Here is a 21,281-nt window from a genome sequence, read left to right as displayed (position 1 = left end):
CAGGCCTGGCTTAATTGCAATTACAGGTAAGAAATGGTGTAAGTCACGTTGGAACTCAATTCCCCCACTTTTGCCGCCAACGCATTGGTCTTGTAGTAATAGGCGTCCAGCGTCAGCGTTTCGGCATCCGGCGCCGTTTTATCGCCTTTGATCTTGGTGACATAAGGCACGTTCAACGGAATCGGCGTGGATGAACCCGGCTCAGCCAGAGAAAAACCGACGTTTTTCGCTACGGCGGCGTCGCTTTCATTCACGGAGCTGTTCAGCAGATATTTCCCGTCGGTAGAGATATTATTCGCCGAAGAGAAGTAGATCTTCAGCGGCGTACCGGCCGTTCCCGCCGCCGGCGTGCAGCCGGAGAACGTCAGCGAGAAAGATTTCTTGTTTTTGGTGATGGGGCCGACCACGGTGCCCGCATCAGTCACGGAAATCGGGCTGAGCGCAACGGTAAAATCGGCGCTTTTCCCGCCATTGATGGTACAAGTGGTATCCGTAACGGCACCGCTAAACGAAATAACGCCACCGGCGGAATTATCTGCCGCCGTTGCGCCCACAGATGTTAACGCGGCAGCCAATACCGCCAAAGAGATGCCTTGCTTAATCATAATAAACCCCATTACTTTCTTCGCTGAGAGAGCATATATAAAATGACCTACACCATTAAACCGTTTAGAGGCTAACGAAGCTTAGGCAATAGCAGAGTATTGACAGCATCCTGCCATCTAAAAGTTTATATGCGACGGTATATATTTATATATATCCAAGTGTATTCTAAAAGATATCCGACAATGGGAAAAATCTCATTCACCGCCAGATGCAGGACATATTAATTCCAAAGACAAAAAAATTGCAACATCGAATCAAATAATTTTCATAACAATAAAAAAAATGAATCGAGCAATGGCCGGAAGGATGCGCGCCTTAAAAGAGTGAGTACGACAGCCTGCTTACTGCGCGGGTTCAATGAGCGCCGCCATTTCCTCATAAAAGCGCCTGTGGCATAAAAAACAAAAAAACCATTGATATAAAAAGAAAAAACACATACAAAGAAAAATCTTAGATTCCTTAACCCCCTTCATCCCCTCACGTAAGGTTTACTTTTCCCCTACCTTAAAAATTATCCGACCTACCGCTATAGGAGTAGCCCGAAAATGCGACACTCTCTGCACATGAATATTCAGACACACAAGAAACAGCGTCCGAATTTTTCTTTACCCAGTCGATAAGGATGAATTTTTCAGAGAAAAATATATCTTTCCCTATCAATATAAAACCCACCTTTAAAGTATATTAAAAAATATACTGAAAGATAATTCATTTAAATAATCGCTACAGGGGTCAAACAAGATAGGGGAAAAGGGATGCATCGCGAGTAACGGCGGGAATAAAAAACCCGAGCGCCACAGGCTCGGGTTGATAGCAACACAGACATTCGACGATCAGAGCGGCTTTTCAGTCCGTACGATGCCGTGATTCTTCATCACCTCTTCCATCGTAAGGCTATCGTCATACGGCGTCTCGTCGACCACGACGTCTTTCGGACGCTCATAGGGTTTGGTAGCACGTTTGAACATCCACCACCATACGAACACCAGGAAAGCGCCGGACTTGAGAAAAATCATGGTCCATAGGGCGACTTGATACCAGTTCATCTCTGTCTCCTAAGAGTATTAAGCAAAATCGATAAGGCGGCGTTAATTATCGTGCCGGTCACGCCTGACAGCAGCAGGCATCCGAGCAGCCTGCCTTGATGACCGCATAATCTCACCGATGCGTAGCCCTTATCAATAGCCGTTCGCGTTTCCTGCGGGCGACCGTCAAGTTCTCAGCACGCAAAAGCAAAAAACCCCGCGCTCTAAGAGCGCGGGGTCAGAATGTATGGCGGAGGAGCAGAGATTCGAACTCTGGAACGGTTTCCCGTCGACGGTTTTCAAGACCGTTGCCTTCAGCCACTCGGCCACCCCTCCGCAACGACGCGCACTATAAACAGAGCTTATTCGCTTGTAAAGCCCAGGCGCGTTCAACCGCGCGAAAAATCGACGGAATGATGCAAGCCGGCGAACAAACGCGCGGCCGCTCCCCCGCTGTTGCAACAATGATAACTAAGGGTAAAGATTGGTAAACAAACTTTAATCAAGCGCTTGCGCTGCCTATCATCGGGATTATTTTGTGATGGCCTGATAAGAGAGATCATTATGGACCGCATTGTCGTCTCGTCTTCCTCGCGCGACTCCCTGCTCAGCACGCATAAAGTCCTGCGCAACACCTATTTCCTGTTATCCCTGACGCTGGCTTTCTCGGCGCTGACCGCAACCGCCAGTACCTTGCTGGGCCTGCCTGCGCCGGGCTTGCTGCTGATGCTGGTTGGCTTCTACGGGCTGATGTTCCTGACGCATAAACTGGCCAACAGCCCGGCAGGCATTCTGGCGGCGTTCGCGTTGACCGGTTTCATGGGATACGCCCTTGGCCCGATCCTCAGCTCGTTCCTGAACGCCGGCGCGGGCGATCTGATCATGCTGGCGCTGGGCGGCACCGCCGCGGTGTTCTTCTGCTGCTCGGCGTATGTGCTGACCACCCGTAAAGACATGTCGTTCCTGTCCGGCATGATGATGGCCGGTTTTGTGGTGCTGCTGGTGGCGGTGATCGCCAACCTGTTCCTGCAGATCCCTGCTCTGCACCTGGCGATTAGCGCGCTGTTCATTCTGTTCTCCGCCGGCGCGATCCTGTGGGAAACCAGCAACATCATTCACGGCGGCGAGACCAACTACATTCGCGCCACCGTCAGCCTGTACGTGTCGCTGTACAACATGTTCATCAGCCTGTTGAGCATTCTGGGCTTCGCCCGCAGCAACTGATCGCGTGTTACCCCGCCTTCCAGGCCCCGCTCCGGCGGGGCTTTATTTTTTGCGGCTGAAAAAATTTGCTAAACTGGCGGCCGTTCCGAATTATCCGTTATCGAGGCAGTATGTTGGAGTTTGAAGGTCGGGTTATCGACACTGACGCGCAGGGCTATCTGAAAAACAGCGCCGACTGGCATGAAGGCCTGGCGCCGCTGCTGGCCGCACAGGAAGAGATCGTGCTCACCGAAGCACACTGGGAAGTGGTGCGCTTTGTGCGCGACTTCTATCAGGAATTCAATACCTCACCGGCTATTCGCATGCTGGTCAAAGCCATGGCGCAGAAATACGGCGAAGAAAAAGGCAACAGCCGCTATCTGTACCGCCTGTTCCCGAAAGGGCCGGCCAAACAGGCCACCAAGATCGCCGGGTTGCCCAAACCGGTAAAATGCATCTGACCGCTCCGCCCGCAGCGCCGCTGCAGGCGAGCGCTTAATAGCGAATGCCGAACCCGTCGTAGTCGGCTACGCCCTGCGGCTCCACCAGCACGCGTTCGACGCGCGCGCTGCGCGGGCCGCCCTGCTTCAGCCATGCGACCAGCGAGTCCACTTGCGCCTGTGTGCCGCAGGCCACCACCTGAACGCTGCCGTCATCAAGGTTGCGCGCATAGCCCGTCACCCCCAGCGCCTCGGCCTGCCGCTGAGTGGAATAGCGAAACCCTACCCCCTGCACCACGCCATACACATACGCAGCAATGCAAACTTGTGTCATAATCGCCCCCTTAATTCAGTTTTCGTTATGGCATTGCCGTGCCTTTGCACCGCCGTGTCACTCTTTCTATCCTAGCTGGCAGCATTATTAATTATGACCGTACGCCTGTTTCTCGCCAAAGGACGTGAAAAGTCCTTACTCCGTCGCCACCCTTGGGTGTTCTCCGGCGCCGTTCAACGCGTTGAGGGTAAAGCCCTCTCCGGTGAAACCATCGATATTCTCGACAGCCAGGGCAAATGGCTGGCTCGCGGCGCCTATTCGCCCGAGTCGCAGATCCGCGCACGCGTCTGGACTTTCCAGCAGGATGAAGAGATTAACATCGATTTCTTCATTCGCCGCCTGCAGCAAGCGCAAAGCTGGCGTGATTGGGTCGCGCAGCGCGACGGCCTGGACGGATACCGCCTGATCGCCGGCGAATCCGACGGCCTGCCGGGCATCACTATCGATCGCTTCCAGAATTTCCTGGTGCTGCAGCTGCTGTCCGCCGGCGCCGAATATCAGCGCCCGGCCCTGCTTTCCGCCCTGCAGCATTGTTACCCGGAATGTTCGATTTACGACCGTTCCGACGTGGCGGTGCGTAAAAAAGAAGGCCTGCCGCTGGCGCAGGGCCCGGTGCTGGGCGATCTGCCGCCGGAGCTGCTGCCGATCACCGAACACGGCATGAAACTGCTGGTGGACATTCAGCAAGGGCACAAGACCGGTTTCTATCTCGATCAACGCGACAGCCGCCTGGCGGCGCGTAACTACTCCGCCGGCCGCCGGGTGCTGAACTGCTTCTCCTACACCGGCGCCTTCGCCGTTTCCGCTCTGATGGGCGGCTGCGCGCAGGTGATCAGTGTAGATACCTCGCAGGCGGCGCTGGATATCGCCAGACAGAACGTCGAGCTCAACAAGTTGGATCTGAACAAGGCAGAGTTCGTTCGCGATGACGTGTTCCAACTGCTGCGCAACTACCGCGCCCAGGGCGAGAAATTCGATCTGATCATCATGGATCCGCCGAAGTTCGTCGAGAACAAAAACCAGCTGGCCAGCGCCTGCCGTGGCTACAAAGACATCAACATGCTGGCGCTGCAGCTGCTGAACCCGGGCGGCATTCTGCTCAGCTTCTCTTGCTCCGGGCTGATGCCGACCGATCTGTTCCAGAAAATTTTGGCCGACGCCGCTGTAGATGCCGGACGTGATGTACAATTTATAGAACAGTTCCGCCAGGCTGCCGATCACCCGGTGATCGCCACGTACCCTGAGGGGCTGTATCTGAAAGGCTTCGCTTGTCGGGTGATGTAACTTGAAATGCGCTGCCTTGCCCCCATATATGAGCAAGGCATTGTTTCTCAGGAGGTCATCATGATTGCCAGCAAATTCGGTATCGGACAACAGGTTAGGCATAAACTGCTGGGGTATTTGGGCGTCGTTATCGATATCGACCCTGAATACTCTTTGGAACAACCCAAAGCTGACGAGATAGCGGCGAACGATGAACTGCGTTCCGCTCCTTGGTACCACGTGGTGATGGAAGACGAGGAAGGCCAACCGGTGCATACCTATCTGGCGGAAGCGCAGCTGGATGGCGAGCCCCAGGAAGCGCATCCCGAGCAACCATCGCTGGATGAACTGGCGGAATCCATCCGTCACCAGTTACAGGCGCCACGCTTGCGCAATTGACCGCGCCAAGACCTGAGAAACTCTGAAAGGGCCCGGCATCGCGCCGGGCTCTTTTTATTAGCGTTCCAGCCCCAAACGCGGGATTTCGATTTTCGGGCAGCGATCCATCACCACCTGCAGCCCGGCCTGTTGCGCCAGCACTGCCGCCTGGTCATTAATCACGCCGATCTGCAACCACAGCGCCTTGGCGCCGATCGCTATCGCCTCTTGCGCCACGCCGTAGGCTGCCTCCGAATTGCGAAAAACGTCGACCATATCGACCGGCTGCGGGATGGCGGCCAGCGTGGCATAAACCGGCTGCCCCAACAGCGTCTGCCCCGCCAGTTTTGGGCTCACCGGGATCACCTGATATCCCTGCGACAACAGATAAGCCATCACCCCATAGCTGGGCCGCGACGGGTTATCACTGGCGCCCACCAGCGCGATGGTTTTCACCTGCTGCAATAACTCAATAATCTCTTGATCTTGCATCTTCAACTCCCGTTTATCACTGCGTCACTCTTCCGTTTCGAGTGTAACCGATCGGCATTCGCGCGGCTAAACGCTACGCGCAGGAAACTTCAGCGTAATCTTATGGTCTGAGGCTGTCGCGGTTCAGCCACGCACAGACGTGTCTAATTACAAATAAATATGTAAAAATGTAAATAAAATACCCAATTGAAAAATTTTGACACAACCTATGCCATGTTCAACACTTAGAGCTACGTCACTTTATAAGGAGATAATGATGAAATTTGGTCTGGTGGTTGCGGCGTTGCTCAGCATCAGCATGCCTGCCGCGGCTACGACCCTGAAACTCTCCCCGGACATCGATCTGCTGGTGGTCGACGGCAAGAAAATGACAGGTTCGTTGTTAAAAGGCGCCGACAGCCTTGAACTGGATGGCGGACAGCACCAGCTGCTGTTTAAAGTGACCAAAACCGTACGTTCCGGCCAGCATACGCAGGCCTATGCGTCCCTGCCGCTGGTTGCCACCTTCAATACGCAAAAGATCAGTCAGGTGGCGATCGAACTGCCGCGCATCGAGAACGATCGCGACGCGCAACGCTTTGATAAAACGCTGAACTATCGGGTAGTGGATAAAGAGGGTAATGCCCTGCCGTTCCAGCATGATGTGCTGCATCCCGACAGCGTCACCTTCAATGCCGATTTGGAAAAGGTGATGACGGATTACAACCGCCAAAACCGCCCGGCTTCCGTCCCGCTTTTCGTCCAGCCGAACGCAGGCAACACAACAGCCTCCCTGCCGGCCGGCGCACCAGTGAATGCCCCGACGGTGACGCTGAAAGGTGAAAACGTGTCGGAACAGATGCTGCAATACTGGTTCCAACAGGCGGACAAGGAAACCCAGAAGCGCTTCCTGCACTGGGCCAACAAACAACCGGTTCGCTGATCCCTCCCGGCGCCTTAGCCGCGAAGGCGCCTTTTCTTCGCATTTTCAGCTGCAAACGCTAGGCAGTGAAAAACAGTTTCAGTAATCTGTCGCACATCACCGATTAGCGAAGGACACTGAGATGGAATTGACCACCCGCACTATCGCCGAGCGCAAACACATTGCGCTGGTGGCGCACGATCACCGCAAACAGGCCCTGCTGGAGTGGGTTGAAAGCCACAAGACCATTCTGGCGCAGCACCAGTTGTACGCCACCGGCACCACCGGCAACCTGATCCAGCGCGCCAGCGGCATTCCCGTCACCAGCATGCTGAGCGGCCCAATGGGTGGCGATCAGCAAGTCGGCGCACTGATTGCGGAAGGCAAAATAGACATGCTGATCTTCTTCTGGGATCCGCTGAACGCGGTTCCGCACGATCCGGACGTGAAGGCGCTGCTGCGGCTGGCGACCGTCTGGAATATTCCGGTGGCGACCAACCGTTCGACCGCTGATTTTCTGATTGACTCCCCGCTGTTCAAAAGCGAGGTGGAGATCGCCATCCCCGACTATCAGCGTTACCTGCAAGACCGCCTGAAATAGTCCTTTCGGCCTGGCTACCGCCAGGCCTGCTGCTTACGGTTTTTTCTGCACCGGAACGCCAAGTTCACGCAGGTGGTCGACGAACACCGAAGGACGTTTACGATCCTGCAACAGCCATACCTGATGTTTGGCGCGAGTCAACGCGACATACAGCAGACGGCGCTCTTCGGCATCCGGAAAGTCCTCCGGCTGCGGCAGTAACACCTCTTCCAACACCGACTCGCGCGCCACGGCGGGGAAGCCGTCACGCCCCTCATGCAAACCGGCGATGATGACGTATTCCGCCTGCTGCCCCTTGCTGGCGTGGATGGTCATAAACTCCAGATCCAGCTTTGGCCAGCGGGTGGCCGCTTTCGCCAGCGCTTCCGGTTTCAGATGGTGGTAACGCGCCAGCACCAGGATGCGCTCATCCGGCTTGGCGTAGCCGCTCAGCTTGTCCAGTAGCGGCTCCAACTGCTCGTGCGGCAGGATCGTCACCGACTTTTTATTACCCTTGCTCAGGCTATTGAGCGGTTTTTTCAGCTGGTGCGGGTTCTGCTGCACGAACCGGTTGGCCACCTCGCCGATGCGTTCATTGAAACGATAGGTGGTATCCAGCGCGCACTGCGCGCCTTCGCCGAAGTTCGTGGCGAAGGCCGTGGTTAACGTCAGTTCTGCGCCGCTGAAGCGATAAATCGCCTGCCAGTCATCCCCTACAGCAAACAGGCAGGTCTGCTTGTTCTGTCGGCGCAATGCCGCCAGCAAGAGCGCACGCTGCGGTGAGATATCCTGAAACTCGTCGACCAGAATATGTTTCCACGGGCTGACGAAGCGCCCCTTGTCGAGAATGTTTACCGCCTGATGGATAAGGCCGGAGAAGTCCACCGCCCCTTCCTCTTTCAAGGCGCTTTTCCAGGCTTTCAGCAGCGGCGCCATCAGCCTGATGCGTTTTGAAAACAGATCGCGGATTTCTTCATCCGCCTGCTCAATCATTTCCGCCTGGCTGCCGCCGTGCATGCGCATCAGCCCCAACCAGCGTTCCAACCGGCTTGCCAGGCGATCCGCCAGGCGCTTATCCTGCCAGAAGTCGCCTTCCGGCACTTCCCATTCCAGCTCTTCGGTCAACCATTGACGCCACCCCTTGGCCTGCGCTTTCTTCTCCGCGCACTGTTGGCGCCAATGGGTAATCAGCAGCTCTTTGCGCACTTTGGCATCGGTTTCCAACCGGCTGATGGCCGGCGCTTTGCGGCTGCCTTGTTGAATGATTTGCAGCGCCAAGGCATGGAAGGTCTTGGCCTGAATACCGACATCACCCAAGCGTTCTTTGATGCGGTCGTTCATCTCGCCGGCGGCCTGACGGCCGAACGCCAACAGCAAGATTTGACCCGGCTCAGCCTCCTGACGACGCAGCAGCCAGCCGGCGCGCGCCACCAGCACCGACGTTTTGCCGCTGCCGGCGCCGGCCAACACCAGCACGGAATCCTCGCCATTGACCACCGCCCGGCTCTGGGCGTCGTTGAGCGGCGAACTCTCGACGGTCTGGAAGAAATCATGGTGTTGATCCAGCATGCGCTCGGTCCACTGCCGGTTGCGTTGCTCGATACTGCGCTCCCCCTGCTGCAACCATTGCAAACACAGATGGTAATCAGCCCGGCAGTTATCGAATTCCTCCAGGCGCGCCACCGGCATCGGTAGCGCGGAGAAAGCCTCGCGAATTTGCTGCTGCAGCTTGCCCAGCTCAGACTTTTTGAACCATTTATCTTGTTGTTCAATGCGCTTAATCTGCGCCACCTGCTGTTGCAACACGCCGGCGCTGACGTCGCTCATCTCGGCGCTCCACTGCTGCCACGCCTGCTGCAGAAAGTGATAAAAACGCTGCGTTTCCTGCCATTCGGTGCCGTGCAACCGCACCACTTTTTCGTCCGGTAATTCAAATTCCAGCTCGCCCCAGACGATGCCACGCTTGCACCTGACCTGAATCAGTTGATTGAAGGGGATCAGGTATTCATGTTTTTCCCCGCTCACCTCAACGCCGGCGTGCAGCAACCGCACGCGGTTATAAGGGTGCTGAGCCAGGTGTTTCCCCAGCGATGTCGCTTTAAGTTCCATATCGTCGCGCCATGACTATGTTGAGATTAAATAACGGATATCTGCCAGTTTACCTGCGATAAGCAGTGGCACTCTAGCGCTAAAAAAAGGGTAGAATAGATTTTGCGTTTTTATCGTGAATACGCCCGCATCGCGGTTTGGCTATCATTAGAGCAGAATGACGTCTATGCGTACTGTACTGAATATTCTTAATTTTGTGTTGGGCGGTTTCTTCACCACGCTAGGCTGGCTTATTGCTACAGTGTTCAGCGTGCTGCTTGTCATCACACTGCCGCTTACCCGCTCCTGTTGGGAAATCACCAAGCTGTCGCTGGTGCCGTTCGGCAACGAAGCGATACACGTCGATGAACTGTATCCGGAAAAAAGCAATGCGCTGCTCTCCGCCGGCGGCTCACTGCTCAACATTATCTGGCTGGTGCTGTTCGGCTGGTGGCTGTGTCTGTCACACATCGCCGCCGGTATCGTGCAATGCGTTTCAATCATCGGCATTCCGGTCGGCATCGCCAATTTCAAAATAGCCGCCATCGCGCTGTGGCCGGTGGGACGCCGCGTCGTCTCGGTAGAAATGGCTCAGCAAGCCCGTATTGAGAATGCTCGCCGCCACTATCAACAGCGTTAATTTTTTCTCCGTTTGAGGAGTTTTTCGTGCTCTCTTTTGCACCCGCAGTTCGTCGTTATACTTACAACAGCAACCTGCTGTATCACTTGCGCATCCTCATTGCGCTGATCGGCACCACCGCCGTTCCCTGGTGGCTCGGCATTCCCAAGCTGACTATCCCGTTAACGCTGGGCGTGGTGGCAGCCGCCCTGACTGATTTGGACGACCGCCTGGCCGGCAGATTACGCAATCTGCTGATCACGTTGGTATGCTTCTTTATTGCTTCCGCCTCGATTGAGCTGCTGTTTCCCTACCCTTGGTTGTTCGCGCTTGGCTTAACCACCTCGACCTGCGGTTTTATCCTGCTGGGCGCCTTGGGGCAACGTTACGCCACCATCGCCTTCGGTGCGCTGCTGATCGCGGTTTACACCATGCTCGGCACTTCCATGTACGATGCCTGGTATCAGCAACCGCTGCTGCTGGTGATCGGTGCATTGTGGTACAACCTGCTGACGCTGGCGGGCCACCTGCTGTTCCCGATCCGACCGCTGCAAGAAAACCTGGCGCGCTGTTACGATCAACTGGCCAATTATCTGGACGCCAAAGCCAACCTGTTCGATCCCGACGCCGAACGCGACGCCGATCTGCCATGGATGGACGTCGCAATGGCCAACAGCGCGTTGGTCGCGTTACTCAACCAGACCAAAGCCTCGTTATTGACACGCCTGAAAGGCGATCGCGGCCAGCGCGGCACCCGTCGCACCTTGCACTACTATTTTGTCGCGCAGGATATCCACGAACGCGCCAGTTCTTCTCACGTTCAATACCCTGCGCTCAGCCGGCAATTCCGTCACAGCGACATTTTGTTCCGCTTCCAGCGTTTGCTGAGTATGCAGGCGCGCGCCTGCCGCCAGCTGGCGCAATCTATCCTGCTGCGGCAAAAGTACCAGCACAATCCGCGTTTTGAGCCGGCTTTCAGCCGCATTCAGGAAGCGTTGGCGCGCATCGCCGAAACCCAGGGCAATAGCGAACAGACCAAGGCGCTGGCGCATCTGCTGAAAAACCTGCATGCGATAGATGCGCAGTTGGCCAATATCGAGTCCGAGCAAACGCTGGCGAGCGGACAAGCGGAAGAGAACAGCCTGGCCGACGATCGCTTGACCGGTTGGAGCGACATCCGGCTGCGCATCAGCCGCCATTTAACGCCGCAGTCGGCCCTGTTCCGCCATGCGATCCGCATGTCGGCGGTGCTGTGCGTCGGTTACGCCTTTATCCAGTTCACCGGTATGCAGCACGGTTACTGGATCCTGCTGACCAGCCTGTTCGTCTGCCAACCGAACTACAACGCCACCCGCCGGCGCCTGGCACTGCGCATCATCGGCACTCTGGCAGGTATCCTGATCGGCCTGCCAATCCTCTATTTCGTGCCTTCCGTAGAAGGGCAACTGGTGTTGATCGTCATCACCGGCGTCCTGTTCTTCGCTTTCCGCACCGTACAGTATGCCCACGCGACGATGTTCATCACGCTGCTTGTGTTGCTGTGCTTTAACCTGTTGGGTGAAGGATTCGAAGTGGCCGCCCCGCGCGTTTACGATACCTTGCTGGGATGCGCCATCGCCTGGGCGGCCGTCAGCTTCATCTGGCCAGACTGGAAGTTCCGCCAACTGCCGGCGGTGGTGGATAAAACGCTGAATGCCAACTGCCGCTATCTGGACGCCATTTTGGTGCAATATCATCAAGGTAAGGATAACGGCCTCGCTTACCGCATTGCACGACGAGATGCCCATAACAGCGATGCGGAACTGGCTTCGGTCATCTCCAACATGTCAGCCGATCCCAAGGCCGACAAAGCGCTGCAGGAAGCCGCCTTCCGCTTGCTCTGTCTGAACCACACGCTCCTGAGCTATATCTCCGCATTGGGGGCGCACCGCGAGCGGCTGAACACCCCAGCCACGCTCGATCTGCTCAATGACGCCGTGTGTTACGTGGACGGCGCCCTGCATCAGGAAGAACGGAACAGCCAGCGCATTGCGCAGGCGTTGGAACAGCTGGCGGAGCGCATCAGCAAAGCCGTTCCGGAACCTGAAAGCAAAGAGCAATTGGTCTTGCAGCAGGTGGGATTGGTGCTCGAACTGCTGCCGGAGCTCACCGCGCTGCATGCCCAAATCAATAAGGCAGCCTAACTATTCAGGGCCCGTTCGATGGGCCCTGAATAACCGGCTCATGCCCATGGCGGCGCATCGCCATCGTATGATCGAACCAACGCACTAACTCGCTGCGTAATTCGGCCGGCAACGCCGCCTGATGATAACCGGCTATCGCCCCGCCCAGCGACAGCAGCACTCGTAGCCCCAAATTAGTCTGCTGTTTCAATAAACGGAGATAGCTGCGTTTGGCGCCATGCAGCCGCAGATCATAAGCGTTGCGAATACCCGCTCGCCACAGCAAACGTTCCATATTGACGTCAATATTCGGCAATGCCTTCAGTCGGCCATGATCGCCAGCCTTAAGCCGCTGCTCCCGGCGCGCCTCCCTGACAGCCTGCCAGGCCAGCCCCACCAGCTCGTTGCGTTCCCGCCACAGCGACTCGTCAACCCAGTAATAGCGCAAGGTAATGGGCACACCGCGTTTGGAATAGACCATATTGACCATTCCGCGGGCGCGAAAGGCGGGTTCCATGCTTGCCGTAGCCCGCAAATACAGCTCCCCCTCCGCTATCACCGCAAACATGACGCCCTCAGCCAGCAGACCGTAACCGCCGAACTGCGACCGAGTCGTGATGGCCCCCAATGCCGCAAAGCAATTTTTAGCCTGCGCGATTCTTCTCGTCGACATCCTTTTCATAGCGTTCCTCCTTTTTAGGTTCTGGCCTTTAGGTTCTGGCCGTATTATTTCTCTCATCAATGAAAAAAGTAACGTGAACAACTAATTAGAAAAATACGCACTATCCGCCCGCCTGCCAATCACAAAAACCATCGGTACAAAAAATGATCGCAATTATGCGAGCCGCTACGAAAATTTGGGTTGATCTTATCCTAAATCAGGGATACTGTATAAACATACAGTAACACGACGGGCGGGAACTTTATGCGTACTCAATCACTCTACCAACCTCATTTCGGCCATGGCTCTTATACAACGCGCAATGTTGCGAAGAACACGGATGTCGGCAAAGAGAATGGCTTGATCAGTGAACTTGTTTACAACGAGCGCCAGCCCGCAGTGGCTCAATTGCTGTTGCCCCTGCTGCAGCAACTGGGCAAGCAGTCTCGCTGGCTTCTGTGGCTCACGCCGCAGCAAAAATTAAGCAAACAGTGGCTGCAGCAATCCGGCCTGCCGGTGGATAAAGTGGTGCAATTGAGCCAGATCAGCCCGGTGAATACGGTTGAGGCAATGGAAAAAGCGCTGCAAACGGGGAATTACAGCGTGGTTCTCGGCTGGTTGCCCGAGCTAACGGAGGAGGATCGCCTAAAATTAAGACGAGCGGCAGAATTGGGTAACGCATACGGGTTTATCATGCGTCCACAACGTGACATTAGCCCGACTCACGGACAGTGTTCTACCCTAAAAATTCACTCTTCTTTGTATCATTAAGTAAATTTAGGATTTTTCCCATCATTTTCGCACCCCGTAAAGGGAACCTTTGCGGGATAAGGCAAAAAGCTAGTCCGGCCGCGGTTCGGCAAGGAAAAACGCCCTGTTGATAGCCGCTTTTTTGAGCGGAGAATGTTAGCAAATATGTACGATTCTGCGTTTTTTTTTAGAGCCTTATCACATCACACTTGTAACTTTCGCGCCACGTTGTAGACTTTACATCGCCAAGGTTGCTCTATAACGTCAGAAAAACTGGCGAGTAACAAACGAGGGCTTAAACCTTGGCGAAGGAATTTAACCAAGGGCTTAAACAGCTTTAAAGCTCATTGCCTATTTGGATGATAACGAGGCGCAAAATGAAAAAGACAGCTATCGCATTAGCAGTGGCACTGGCAGGTTTCGCTACCGTAGCGCAAGCCGCTCCAAAAGATAACACCTGGTACACCGGTGCTAAACTGGGCTGGTCCCAGTACCACGACACTGGTTTCTACGGTAACGGTTACCAGAACGGTATCGGCAATGGCCCAACCCATAAAGATCAACTGGGTGCAGGCGCGTTCCTGGGCTACCAGGCAAACCAATACCTGGGCTTCGAACTGGGCTATGACTGGCTGGGCCGCATGCCTTACAAAGGCAGCGTGAACAACGGTGCTTTCAAAGCGCAGGGCGTTCAACTGGCCGCTAAACTGAGCTACCCAATTGCTGACGATCTGGACATCTACACTCGTCTGGGTGGTATGGTATGGCGCGCAGACTCCAAAGCGAACTACGGCCGTACTGGTCAGCGTCTGAGCGACCACGACACCGGCGTTTCTCCGCTGGCTGCTGTTGGTGTTGAATACGCACTGACCAAAAACTGGGCTACTCGCCTGGACTACCAGTTCGTAAGCAACATCGGTGACGCAGGTACCGTTGGCGCGCGTCCAGACAACACCATGCTGAGCCTGGGCGTTTCTTACCGCTTCGGTCAGGATGACGTAGTTGCTCCAGTTGCTCCAGCTCCAGCTCCGGCTCCAGTTGTTGAAACCAAGCGTTTCACTCTGAAGTCTGACGTGCTGTTCAACTTCAACAAGTCTACTCTGAAAGCAGAAGGCCAGCAGGCTCTGGATCAGCTGTACACCCAGCTGAGCTCCATGGATCCTAAAGACGGTTCCGTAGTGGTTCTGGGTTACACCGACGCCGTTGGTTCTGACCAGTACAACCAGAAACTGTCTGAAAAACGCGCACAGAGCGTTGTTGACTACCTGGTCTCCAAAGGCATCCCGTCAGACAAAATCTCTGCACGTGGTATGGGTGAAGCAGAGCCAGTTACTGGCAACACCTGTGGCTACAAATCTGGCCGCGCTACCAAAGCTCAGATCGCTTGCCTGGCACCAGATCGTCGCGTAGAGATCGAAGTTAAAGGTATCAAAGACGTTGTAACTCAGCCTCAGGGCTAAGTTTACTCGCCTAATAAAAAACCCCGCAATGCGGGGTTTTTTTTCGTCCTGTTTTTGTCAAAGCATTCAAGGCCTGGTGCAACGAAGGCGCTCTGCCCCGTTTATTTAGGTTCTTTGCCGAGAATCGCCTTCAGGTCCTCTTTCAACGACGACATCTGATTCGCATACTTCTCTTTGCGCTCAGCATCTTCGATAAGCTGCACGACGGTTTCCGACAGCGTCACGCCGCGACGACGCGCCAGGGCAGCCAAACGTTGCCAAACCAAAAACTCCAGATCGATAGATTTTTTACGCGTATGCTGGTGTTCTGCGTTAAAATGACGTTTGCGGCGGGCGCGGATCGTTTGTTTCATCCGGTTATCCAGATCCGGATTCATATGAGCGGCAATCCATGCAAGTACCTTTACCGGCTCATTTTCCAGCTTCAGCAGCTCGTTAACCGCTTCCTGAGCAGCGCTGTTTTCAATGTAGCGGGTAATGAGTTCCCCTTCCCGGTGCTTCTTCACCAGGTACTTCCATTTCCAACCGCTCTCCAGATTTTCCAGTTGCTGATATTTCATCTTGAGCTCTTCAGTGACCGCGTAACTTCAAATAAGCATAACAGCTTTACGCCGAATTTCCCCGGCAATTAAGCCGTCTTTTAGACTGTTTTTTGCACAGTCATCGCGCGATGTCAAACTCCCTGATGCCAACTGGCACTCCACATGTATCAAGCTGCCGTTATTCTTGTATAATCGCCCTTTCCCTTTTTAACGATTGCATCTAACACTTTGACCAATAACCGACTTGAATGGCAATCTTTATTGCCGGACGTAACGCCTTATCAGGCGATATTTGATACCGCCGCTCAGTTGGCACCCGTGCCCTTTTCCGCCATTCAGCCTCGGCTGGAAAATGCCCTGACGCTATTTTGTCACCCCCAATCGCCACCGCGATTCATGCTGTTGAAAGCGCAAGAAACGCGAGAATACCTGGAACTGATCGCTAACGCCGTCAAACCGCTGCTGCCGCAAAACACGGCATGCCGCGGCAGCCACTATGTCATTCAGGATGGCAAGGTCAGCGTAGAGCCTGCCAGCCATGGCGATGAACCTTTCGCTGCCGGCGGTGCTTGCGTGTTCCAGGAGTGGATTGAACCGGAGCAGCTGTTTGGTTGCGTGCGGATCCACAATGGCGACATCACTCTGCAGCCCGGCCTGGTGCACCAGGCCAACGGCGGTATTCTGATCCTGTCAGCCCGGGCTCTGCTGGCCCAGCCGTTGCTATGGCTGCGGTTGAAGCAAATGATCGGCCAGCGTCAGTTCCATTGGGTTTCGCCTGACGAAACCCGCCCGCTGCCGGTTGCTATTCCGCCGATGCCGCTGGATCTGCGGCTGATTGTAGTCGGCGACCGCCACGGCCTGGCCGATTTCCACGATATCGAGCCAGAACTGAGTGAACAAGCGGTCTATGGCGAATATGAAGACGATCTGCAACTGACTGAAGTTGATGATATGGCGCAGTGGTGCGGCTACGTCAACGGTGTGATCGCCGAGCGGCAGTTACCGATGTTGGCGGCCGATGCCTGGCTGCCGCTGATCGTTCAGGCGGTGCGTTATAGTGGCGATCAGGGCATCCTGCCACTCTCGCCGGTTTGGCTTGGGCAGCAGTTGTCCGAAGCTGCACTGTACGCCGAAGAAAACCGCATTACGGCCAAAGCGTTTGAAGCGGCATTGAATGCCCGCGAATGGCGTGAAAGCTATCTCGCCGAGCGTATGCAGGATGAGATCGAACTGGGTCAGATCCTGATCGAGACCGAGGGTGAAGTGGTTGGGCAAATCAACGGCCTGTCAGTCCTGGATTATCCCGGCCACCCACGCAGCTTCGGCGAACCGTCGCGCATCAGTTGCGTTGTGCATCTCGGCGACGGCGAATTTACCGACGTCGAACGCAAGGCCGAGCTGGGCGGCAACCTGCACGCTAAAGGCATGATGATCATGCAAGCGTTCGTGATCGCCGAACTGGACCTGGATCAGCAGCTGCCCTTCTCCGCCTCGATCGTTTTTGAACAATCTTACGGTGAAGTGGACGGCGACAGCGCCTCGCTGGCTGAACTGTGCGCCCTGATCAGCGCCCTGTCACAACAGCCGATCACACAACAGATCGCCGTCACCGGCTCCGTTGACCAATTCGGCAACGTACAGCCGATAGGGGGCGTTAACGAAAAGGTCGAAGGTTTCTTCGAGGTTTGTTTACGCCGCGGCCTGACGGGCAAACAGGGCGTCATACTGCCCGTGACCAACGTGCGCCACCTGTGCCTGCGTCAGGATGTCGTTGACGCAGTGCGCGAGGGGCAATTCCACCTGTGGGCGGTAGAGAGCGCGGCGGAAGCCTTGCCTTTGCTCACCGGTTGCCTCTACTCTGACGAACAACAGCCGAATTTGTTGGCGGCCATTCAGGAACGGATTGCGCAGGTGAGCCTGCAGGAACGCCGCCGTCCATGGCCGCTACGCTGGCTCAACTGGTTCAACCACGGCTGATCGGACTTGTTCAGCGTACACGTGTTAGCTAACCTGCGTCCTTCATTAAAATAAGGCTTACTGAGAACATGGTAGATAAACGCGATTCCTATACGAAAGAAGACCTCGAAGCATCCGGCCGCGGCGAGCTGTTCGGCGCCGGTGGCCCGCCGTTGCCGGCGGGTAACATGTTGATGATGGACCGCGTGGTCAAAATGACCGAAGACGGCGGGACTCACAACAAAGGTTATGTGGAAGCGGAGCTGGATATTAATCCGGACCTATGGTTCTTCGGTTGCCACTTTATCGGCGATCCGGTCATGCCGGGCTGCCTGGGCCTGGATGCGATGTGGCAGCTGGTCGGTTTCTACCTCGGTTGGCTCGGTGGCGAAGGCAAAGGCCGCGCGCTGGGCGTCGGTGAAGTCAAGTTCACCGGCCAGGTGCTGCCGACCGCGAAAAAGGTAACCTATCGTATTAACTTCAAACGCGTCATCACCCGCAAGTTGATCATGGGCGTCGCCGATGGCGAAGTGCTGGTTGACGGTGAAGTGATCTATACCGCCACCGATCTGAAAGTGGGCCTGTTCAAAGATACCACCGCGTTCTAATCACGCTGACGAGAAGGCGGCCACTGCCTTCTCTCTAACGTTCTTCGCATGCCATCACGTTCGACGTGATGGCATTTCTTTCTCTGATCCTTTCCCGGCCTTTCAAAGACTCCCGCCCCTCTTTTTAGCCGCCATTAGCATCATCTTATTATTCAGTTCTCATCAAAGAGGATTAAGGCCGATAGCGAAGATGCGCTGTTGGGCGATATGAAGACGCTGGGTGCTCCTTATTTCATCGCCCGACACCGAAATGTCTTCCCCCACCGCTCTCTGCCCTATGCTTACCCGAAGCGGCCAAAGCAACAGGCAGCCTGAAAGGCGGCCTCCCTCAATACCCGCATCAGTGCGATAGCGGTTTTTTTGCATCCGGTTATTCTCTTGCCCCTCAAGATCCTCTAACATGACTAGCATGGTAACTACAATTATTGTACTTAGTGAGGAAGGTATGCAAAAAACCCGCTTTAGCGACGCGCCTTGCCCCGTAGCGCGTGCATTGGATCGCGTGGGGGAATGGTGGAGCATCCTGATCCTTCGCGATGCTTTTCAGGGGCTGTCCCGGTTCGACGAATTCCAACAAAGTCTGGGGATGTCACCCACGCTACTGGCGCGTCGCCTGAAGGATTTGGTGGCCCACGGCATTCTGTATAAAGAACGTTATCAAACGCGGCCGGTGCGCTATCACTACCTGCTTACTGAGCGCGGCAACGATTTTCTCCCGGTGTTGGCGGCGCTCTCACAATGGGGCAACAATCATCTGACCGACGGGGACGTCAGCGCCCTGTTGGTCGACGGACGCAACGATCGGCCGATCCAAGTCCAGTTGGTCAATCGTGATACCCAACAGCCGGTGCCGCCGCAGTTCATTACGCTGGCGCCAGGCCCGGCGGCAAGCGACGGCATACATCAACGCGCCGAACTGATGCGGCAGCGGCGCCTCGCCGACTTACCCGAATTTACCAAGGAGCCATCATGAGCAATCGTCGTATCGTCATTACCGGCATGGGCGCCGTTTCACCGCTAGGGTGCGGTGTTGAAGCCATCTGGCAACGTTTGTTAAGAGGAGAATCCGGCATTCGAGCGTTGCCTGACGAGATCGTTGCAGATTTACCGGTCAAGGTCGGAGGGCAGGTCCCGGCGCTGGCGCAAGATGCTGAAGCGGGCTTTAACCCCGACGCCTCCGTCGCCCCCAAGGACCAAAAGAAAATGGACCGCTTTATCCTGTTTGCTATGGCGGCGGCGGACGAAGCCATTCGTCAGGCCGGCTGGATAGCCGATACGGACGAAAAACAAGAGCGCACAGCCACCGTCATTGCCTCGGGTATTGGCGGTTTCCCGGCGATTGCCCAGGCGGTGCGCACAACCGACAGCCGCGGCGCCAAGCGGCTGTCGCCGTTCACCATCCCCTCATTCCTGGTCAATCTGGCGGCCGGCCACGTTTCAATCAAACACCACTTCAAAGGGCCGATTGGCGCGCCGGTCACCGCCTGTGCCGCCGGCGTGCAAGCCATTGGCGACGCAGTGCGTATGATCCGCAATGATGAAGCCGATATCGCCGTGTGCGGCGGTACCGAAGCCGCGATAGATACCGTCAGCCTGGGCGGGTTCGCCGCCGCGCGCGCCATGTCCACCGCTCCGGCCGAATTGGCGCAACAGGCCTCTCGGCCCTTCGACAGCGCCCGGGACGGATTTGTCATGGGGGAAGGCGCCGGCATGCTGGTCATTGAAACGCTGGAACACGCGCTGGCGCGCGGCGCCACCCCGCTCGCGGAAATCGTCGGCTATGGCACCAGCGCCGACGCCTACCATATGACATCCGGCGCTGAAGACGGTAACGGCGCCTATCGGGCGATGAAAATCGCGTTGAAGCAGGCGAACGTCGTTCCCGAGGAGGTACAGCATTTAAATGCGCACGCGACGTCAACACCCGTAGGGGATTTGGGCGAAATCAACGCCATCAAGCACCTGTTTGGCACGGCCGGGACTGTCGCCGTGACCTCAACAAAATCAGCGACGGGGCACCTGCTGGGCGCCGCCGGCGGGCTGGAAACCATCTTTACCGCCTTGGCTCTGCGCGATCAGATAGCCCCTGCCACGCTAAATCTGGATAACCCCGACCCGGCGGCGGCAGGTTTGCATCTGGTCGCGAGACAGGCGGAATCGATGAACATGACCTACGCCTTATCAAACGGCTTCGGCTTTGGCGGCGTGAATGCGAGTATTTTGTTGAAACGCTGGCGGGATGAATAAGCGCCTGAAACAAAAACCTCCGCCAGGGGGCGGAGGTTATTCCTTTTATTTGACAGGGAGCCGCTTAAGCGGTCACAGCCCTGTCTTCCATGGCTTCTCGCCAACCTCCCAGCCATTGAGACCGGGCGTCCACTGATGATTGGTAGGGACAATGTTCCCTGGAACGCCCTAAAATACCTGCCTGATACCCTCTCGAATGCGCCCTTTCCAGACGATCGCGTTTCTGTCTCTTCATGCCTCGTTTCCCTCATTTTGGTCTGGTGGAAAGAAAACAATGGCTGCTTTTTGCGCAGCCACGAGTAATCAATAGCGCTAAAAGAAGAGAAGATCAATGCGCAAAATTCACGCCAATGTCATATTTGTGAGCTACGCCCGAGGAAAATGCTAAGTGGCTGATCTGCAGAGGAAGGAGTTAACCAATTGAAATGAAATAGAAATCCCTGCCAGCGAGAAAAAACGACTTTTCACGCCGACAGGGATTAGACGATTTTAGACCAAATTATGACTAAATGCCGCCCATCTGTGCTGCGATAGCCTGGGCTTCCTGCTGCCACCCCTGCGCCAGCGTGCGCACCAGGGCATCATAGCCGTCTTCACCCTGTTTCAGCTCCAGGCTGAAAGGCCGTTTGATCAAACGCCCCTGGCGGTTCAGCACCCACTCGCCGCGAATGATCGCTTTCCCGTCAAAGCGGCCGTGGAAGCCGCTGATGGTCACGTTCAGCACATCCTGATCGCTGCTCATCGGCTGCGAAGAGACCACCCACCCCGGCAGCGCGCTGCTGAGGTTGGTGACCAGCGTTTGCTGCAGCTGCTGATCGAGCGGGCTGGCCCACAGGTTGTTCTGGGCTATCACATACTGCACGTCGTTGGTCTGATACACCACGCCGCTCTGCGCCAGATAATCCGCCACGCTCACGTGCTCCAGCCACAGCTGGCGCGTGGAGGCGCCGCTGCTGCCGGCCGCGG

The 21,281-nt window shown here is 55.9% G+C and carries 23 protein-coding genes and 1 tRNA gene; 14 read left to right on the top strand and 10 right to left on the bottom strand.

Annotated features, from left to right (window positions below):
* Positions 1 to 20 precede the first annotated feature (20 nt).
* The 3 genes from ACJ8PE_RS18610 to ACJ8PE_RS18600 form a co-directional block, all read right to left on the bottom strand.
* Positions 21 to 617 carry a fimbrial protein gene (locus ACJ8PE_RS18610; protein WP_369795919.1) on the bottom strand — a complete coding sequence of 199 codons (597 nt, stop codon included), beginning with the start codon at positions 615 to 617 and terminating at the stop codon, positions 21 to 23.
* Between the two features lie 822 nt (positions 618 to 1,439).
* Positions 1,440 to 1,652: a hypothetical protein gene (locus tag ACJ8PE_RS18605; protein ID WP_004928089.1), complete on the bottom strand. Its 213-nt coding sequence runs from the start codon at positions 1,650 to 1,652 to the stop codon at positions 1,440 to 1,442.
* Between the two features lie 227 nt (positions 1,653 to 1,879).
* Positions 1,880 to 1,967: transfer RNA gene (locus ACJ8PE_RS18600), tRNA-Ser, on the bottom strand.
* A 228-nt stretch (positions 1,968 to 2,195) separates the two neighbouring features.
* On the opposite strand from ACJ8PE_RS18600, the gene yccA reads away from it, so the two are divergent.
* Together yccA and tusE are read left to right on the top strand one after the other, a co-directional pair.
* Positions 2,196 to 2,855, top strand: a complete 660-nt coding sequence (gene yccA / locus ACJ8PE_RS18595) for an FtsH protease modulator YccA (protein WP_033642602.1) — start codon at positions 2,196 to 2,198, stop codon at positions 2,853 to 2,855.
* A 110-nt stretch (positions 2,856 to 2,965) separates the two neighbouring features.
* Positions 2,966 to 3,295, top strand: coding sequence for a sulfurtransferase TusE (gene tusE, locus ACJ8PE_RS18590; RefSeq protein WP_033642601.1), 330 nt, complete (start codon positions 2,966 to 2,968; stop codon positions 3,293 to 3,295).
* 34 nt (positions 3,296 to 3,329) lie between these two features.
* Here the strand turns inward: tusE and yccX are convergent, their stop codons facing one another.
* Positions 3,330 to 3,608 (bottom strand): acylphosphatase, encoded by a 279-nt coding sequence (gene yccX / locus ACJ8PE_RS18585; RefSeq protein WP_033650696.1) that lies wholly within the window; start codon positions 3,606 to 3,608, stop codon positions 3,330 to 3,332.
* Between the two features lie 93 nt (positions 3,609 to 3,701).
* Between yccX and rlmI the strand changes: the two genes are divergently transcribed.
* Both rlmI and hspQ read left to right on the top strand, forming a co-directional pair.
* A complete protein-coding gene (gene rlmI / locus ACJ8PE_RS18580; protein ID WP_042784137.1) occupies positions 3,702 to 4,892 on the top strand; it encodes a 23S rRNA (cytosine(1962)-C(5))-methyltransferase RlmI in 1,191 nt (396 codons plus the stop codon).
* Between the two features lie 60 nt (positions 4,893 to 4,952).
* Positions 4,953 to 5,270 (top strand): heat shock protein HspQ, encoded by a 318-nt coding sequence (hspQ, locus tag ACJ8PE_RS18575; RefSeq protein ID WP_004928104.1) that lies wholly within the window; start codon positions 4,953 to 4,955, stop codon positions 5,268 to 5,270.
* A gap of 57 nt (positions 5,271 to 5,327) precedes the next feature.
* Here hspQ and ACJ8PE_RS18570 read toward each other — a convergent pair whose 3' ends face one another.
* On the bottom strand, positions 5,328 to 5,741 hold the full coding sequence (locus tag ACJ8PE_RS18570; RefSeq protein ID WP_197761159.1) for a CoA-binding protein: 414 nt from the start codon (positions 5,739 to 5,741) through the stop codon (positions 5,328 to 5,330).
* Between the two features lie 256 nt (positions 5,742 to 5,997).
* On the opposite strand from ACJ8PE_RS18570, the gene ACJ8PE_RS18565 reads away from it, so the two are divergent.
* On the top strand, positions 5,998 to 6,663 hold the full coding sequence (locus tag ACJ8PE_RS18565; RefSeq protein ID WP_099782773.1) for a DUF2057 family protein: 666 nt from the start codon (positions 5,998 to 6,000) through the stop codon (positions 6,661 to 6,663).
* 121 nt (positions 6,664 to 6,784) lie between these two features.
* Positions 6,785 to 7,243, top strand: a complete 459-nt coding sequence (locus tag ACJ8PE_RS18560) for a methylglyoxal synthase (RefSeq protein WP_042784134.1) — start codon at positions 6,785 to 6,787, stop codon at positions 7,241 to 7,243.
* Positions 7,244 to 7,276: 33 nt separating this feature from the next.
* Here ACJ8PE_RS18560 and helD read toward each other — a convergent pair whose 3' ends face one another.
* Positions 7,277 to 9,331 (bottom strand): DNA helicase IV, encoded by a 2,055-nt coding sequence (gene helD, locus ACJ8PE_RS18555; RefSeq protein ID WP_197792742.1) that lies wholly within the window; start codon positions 9,329 to 9,331, stop codon positions 7,277 to 7,279.
* A gap of 166 nt (positions 9,332 to 9,497) precedes the next feature.
* Between helD and ACJ8PE_RS18550 the strand changes: the two genes are divergently transcribed.
* Positions 9,498 to 9,950, top strand: a complete 453-nt coding sequence (locus tag ACJ8PE_RS18550) for a YccF domain-containing protein (protein ID WP_025302313.1) — start codon at positions 9,498 to 9,500, stop codon at positions 9,948 to 9,950.
* A gap of 26 nt (positions 9,951 to 9,976) precedes the next feature.
* Positions 9,977 to 12,112 carry a YccS family putative transporter gene (gene yccS / locus ACJ8PE_RS18545; RefSeq protein ID WP_042784133.1) on the top strand — a complete coding sequence of 712 codons (2,136 nt, stop codon included), beginning with the start codon at positions 9,977 to 9,979 and terminating at the stop codon, positions 12,110 to 12,112.
* A 4-nt stretch (positions 12,113 to 12,116) separates the two neighbouring features.
* Here yccS and ACJ8PE_RS18540 read toward each other — a convergent pair whose 3' ends face one another.
* A complete protein-coding gene (locus ACJ8PE_RS18540; protein ID WP_033650692.1) occupies positions 12,117 to 12,773 on the bottom strand; it encodes a TfoX/Sxy family DNA transformation protein in 657 nt (218 codons plus the stop codon).
* Between the two features lie 243 nt (positions 12,774 to 13,016).
* Between ACJ8PE_RS18540 and sulA the strand changes: the two genes are divergently transcribed.
* Both sulA and ompA read left to right on the top strand, forming a co-directional pair.
* Positions 13,017 to 13,523 (top strand): SOS-induced cell division inhibitor SulA, encoded by a 507-nt coding sequence (gene sulA / locus ACJ8PE_RS18535; protein WP_033642592.1) that lies wholly within the window; start codon positions 13,017 to 13,019, stop codon positions 13,521 to 13,523.
* Between the two features lie 356 nt (positions 13,524 to 13,879).
* Positions 13,880 to 14,962 (top strand): porin OmpA, encoded by a 1,083-nt coding sequence (ompA, locus tag ACJ8PE_RS18530; RefSeq protein ID WP_033644244.1) that lies wholly within the window; start codon positions 13,880 to 13,882, stop codon positions 14,960 to 14,962.
* A gap of 101 nt (positions 14,963 to 15,063) precedes the next feature.
* Here ompA and matP read toward each other — a convergent pair whose 3' ends face one another.
* Positions 15,064 to 15,522, bottom strand: coding sequence for a macrodomain Ter protein MatP (gene matP, locus ACJ8PE_RS18525; RefSeq protein ID WP_033642591.1), 459 nt, complete (start codon positions 15,520 to 15,522; stop codon positions 15,064 to 15,066).
* 210 nt (positions 15,523 to 15,732) lie between these two features.
* Between matP and ACJ8PE_RS18520 the strand changes: the two genes are divergently transcribed.
* The 4 genes from ACJ8PE_RS18520 to fabF all read left to right on the top strand — a co-directional run bounded on the left by ACJ8PE_RS18520 (position 15,733) and on the right by fabF (position 20,315).
* Complete coding sequence (locus tag ACJ8PE_RS18520) at positions 15,733 to 17,481, top strand: AAA family ATPase (RefSeq protein WP_197792740.1); 1,749 nt, start codon at positions 15,733 to 15,735, stop codon at positions 17,479 to 17,481.
* Between the two features lie 68 nt (positions 17,482 to 17,549).
* Positions 17,550 to 18,068: a bifunctional 3-hydroxydecanoyl-ACP dehydratase/trans-2-decenoyl-ACP isomerase gene (fabA, locus tag ACJ8PE_RS18515; RefSeq protein ID WP_004928144.1), complete on the top strand. Its 519-nt coding sequence runs from the start codon at positions 17,550 to 17,552 to the stop codon at positions 18,066 to 18,068.
* Between the two features lie 445 nt (positions 18,069 to 18,513).
* Positions 18,514 to 19,041 carry a winged helix-turn-helix transcriptional regulator gene (locus ACJ8PE_RS18510; protein ID WP_033642590.1) on the top strand — a complete coding sequence of 176 codons (528 nt, stop codon included), beginning with the start codon at positions 18,514 to 18,516 and terminating at the stop codon, positions 19,039 to 19,041.
* A complete protein-coding gene (gene fabF / locus ACJ8PE_RS18505) occupies positions 19,038 to 20,315 on the top strand; it encodes a beta-ketoacyl-ACP synthase II (protein ID WP_197792739.1) in 1,278 nt (425 codons plus the stop codon). Before ACJ8PE_RS18510 ends, fabF begins: the two co-directional genes overlap by 4 nt.
* 64 nt (positions 20,316 to 20,379) lie before the next feature.
* Here the strand turns inward: fabF and rmf are convergent, their stop codons facing one another.
* Together rmf and pqiC are read right to left on the bottom strand one after the other, a co-directional pair.
* Complete coding sequence (gene rmf, locus ACJ8PE_RS18500) at positions 20,380 to 20,550, bottom strand: ribosome modulation factor (RefSeq protein ID WP_004928150.1); 171 nt, start codon at positions 20,548 to 20,550, stop codon at positions 20,380 to 20,382.
* Positions 20,551 to 20,820: 270 nt separating this feature from the next.
* A partial coding sequence (gene pqiC, locus ACJ8PE_RS18495; RefSeq protein WP_442536830.1) for a membrane integrity-associated transporter subunit PqiC occupies positions 20,821 to 21,281 on the bottom strand: 461 nt, incomplete at its 5' end.

The organism is Serratia sp. CY74737, assembly GCF_052166775.1.
Lineage (GTDB): Bacteria > Pseudomonadota > Gammaproteobacteria > Enterobacterales > Enterobacteriaceae > Serratia > Serratia ureilytica.
The sequence above is the reverse complement of the archived record's forward strand: the minus strand, read 5'-3'. Positions and strand labels throughout refer to the sequence as shown.